Here is a 635-nt window from a genome sequence, read left to right on the forward strand (position 1 = left end):
GCGGCGGAGGGGGTGTTCGAGGGTCTCCGACCTTGACGTCGTAGAACCAGCTGACCTTGGCCGTCATGCCAGGATGCCAGTGCCTGGGAAATGACATGCAGCAGGAGAATTTCCCACCGCCGCTCTCGGTTTGAATGCCGGGCCCCCCAGCGCCATTGACCATGAATCCGGCAATGCCCCACCCACCCGATACAGGCATGTGGTTGTAGCCGGTGACATCCCCAGCCAGCATGTCGTTATCGCTGCAGGCGCCCAGCATGATCGCTACCGCCCCGATGCAAGCGAACTGCCAGAGGCGATGCGGCACAGGGCGATGTTTGGTGATTGATTTCAATGGATCTCCTCCCGATGTTCTAGATCCCGTTGTCATGGCCAACGGACTGAGCCTCGCGTTGTGCGCGTTGGGCTTCGACCAGCGAATGCACAAGTCATTCGTCAACGATGTCTGTGCGGGTAACCCACGGTTTCTTGTCCTCTTCGCTCATCGGATAGCGTGGGTGCTCGATCGCATATCTGCTTATCACTACCTTGACGTGGTGTTCCGAGTAGAAATGAACGTTGACTGCGCCCGCCGTCTTGGGCGTGTATTCGGGGATTTCGACCACCGCTTCTTGCGGCGGAGGGGGTGTTCGAGG

General features: G+C 59.1%; 2 protein-coding genes. Both read right to left on the minus strand.

Translation table 11 applies throughout. From position 1 onward, the window contains the following. The coding region (locus RT97_RS32855; RefSeq protein ID WP_172672266.1) for a DUF3304 domain-containing protein at positions 1-334 on the minus strand (334 nt) is incomplete at its 3' end. Positions 335-428: 94 nt separating this feature from the next. Further along, positions 429-635: DUF3304 domain-containing protein (locus RT97_RS32860; RefSeq protein WP_155403925.1), on the minus strand; the 207-nt coding region annotated here is incomplete at its 5' end.

The organism is Variovorax paradoxus (genome assembly GCF_000834655.1).
GTDB lineage: Bacteria > Pseudomonadota > Gammaproteobacteria > Burkholderiales > Burkholderiaceae_C > Variovorax > Variovorax paradoxus_F.